Source organism: Tepidanaerobacter sp. GT38 (assembly GCF_021991635.1).
Taxonomy (GTDB): Bacteria; Bacillota; Thermosediminibacteria; order Thermosediminibacterales; family Tepidanaerobacteraceae; genus DTU063.
In genome coordinates this window covers 1-1,524 of the sequence record NZ_JAFFJA010000054.1, presented here as the reverse complement: position 1 = coordinate 1,524, position 1,524 = coordinate 1, and the positions used below count along the sequence as shown (strand labels likewise).

Here is a 1,524-nt window from a genome sequence, read left to right as displayed (position 1 = left end):
AGTTAAGTCCATATAATTGTGTAAAAAGGGAGTTTTAAAAAAGGGTTGAGCCACCCTCACCCCTCTGGTTAGAATTAAATTGACAAACCCAAAAACCTAACTGGAGGGATGAGAAATGGCTCAATATAATATTACCATTGATTCAGAAATTTTGCACCACCTCTTTTTAAAAGGAGCTAAAGATGAAGGGATGGCCAAACTTTTTGAATCAATACTCAATCAAATACTGCAAGCCCAGGCCACCGAGCAAATCAAAGCTGAACCTTATGAAAGAACCGAAGAAAGACAAGCCTACCGTAACGGCTACTATCCGAGAAATTTAGTCACCAGAGTCGGCACCCTTACGTTAAGAGTTCCAAGGCTCCGCAACGGTAAGCTCACTACTGACATCTTTCGCCGTTACCAGAGAAGCGAACAGGCCCTCTTACTGGCATTAATGGAAATGGTGGTTAACGGGGTATCTACCAGGAAAATTGAAGAAATAACTTACGAGCTTTGCGGTACCGAGTTTTCAAAATCTACAATCTCTGAGCTTTGTAAAAACCTTGATCCTATTATTACAACCTGGAATTCAAGGCCCCTTAGAGAAAGAAGCTTCCCCTTTGTCATAGTGGATGCCATGGTCATAAAGGTTAGAGAAGATGGCCGTGTCCGTCAACGGAGCCTTTTAATTGCCGTTGGCGTAAATGAAGAAGGCTACCGGGAAGTATTAGGCCTTATGGTTGGAGACAGCGAATCGGAAGAAAGTTGGAGTGAATTTTTTTCCCGGCTAAAACAAAGGGGCCTACACGGCGTAGATCTGGTAGTTTCCGATCATCACAACGGGCTTATACGGGCTATTCGCCAGTATTTTCAGGGGGCGACCTGGCAGCGCTGCCAAACCCATTTTATGCGTAATATCCTCGATAAAACCCCGAAAGCCTTACAAAAAGAAATTCATGCCAAGGTAAGGGCTATATTCGAAGCACCGGATGCCAAAACAGCAAGAATGCTACTAAATCAGGTGTTAGATGAGTATAGAGCCAAAGCTGCTAAGGCCATGGATGTATTAGAAGAAGGTTTTGAAGATACTATAGCGGTTTTGGAGCTTCCTGAGCGTTATCGAAAAAGACTTCGTACCACCAACAGTTTAGAACGGCTAAATGAAGAAGTTCGCCGGCGTGAGAGGGTAATCAGGATATTTCCCAACCGGGAATCAGCTATCCGCCTAATCGGAGCATTACTTATGGAACAGGACGAAAAATGGGCTTCTGGCAAAAAGTACTTGGATATGGCCGAGTATTTTGAATGGCAGAAAGAAGCCTCTAAAAAATCAAAGGAAAAAGTAATTCAAATAAGATAACCTATCCCCACCGGTAAGTATTCGTATCCGCCGGAGGCCTCTGGTGTCAAGGGCGGCAAAGCCAAGTGATAGTGTATCCTTAACACCTAAAGGGTCGGAGGCGGTATAATAAGCCAAGCGGTGGTGATAGAAACACTTGGTTCTAACTAGAGGGATTTTTACACAAAAAATTGGACTTGATC

General features: G+C 43.6%; 1 protein-coding gene. It reads left to right on the top strand.

The window, feature by feature from the left end; translation table 11 throughout:
* Positions 1 to 115: 115 nt before the first annotated feature.
* Positions 116 to 1,342 carry an IS256 family transposase gene (locus tag JT739_RS08115; protein WP_237660605.1) on the top strand — a complete coding sequence of 409 codons (1,227 nt, stop codon included), beginning with the start codon at positions 116 to 118 and terminating at the stop codon, positions 1,340 to 1,342.
* The last annotated feature ends 182 nt before the right edge of the window (positions 1,343 to 1,524 follow it).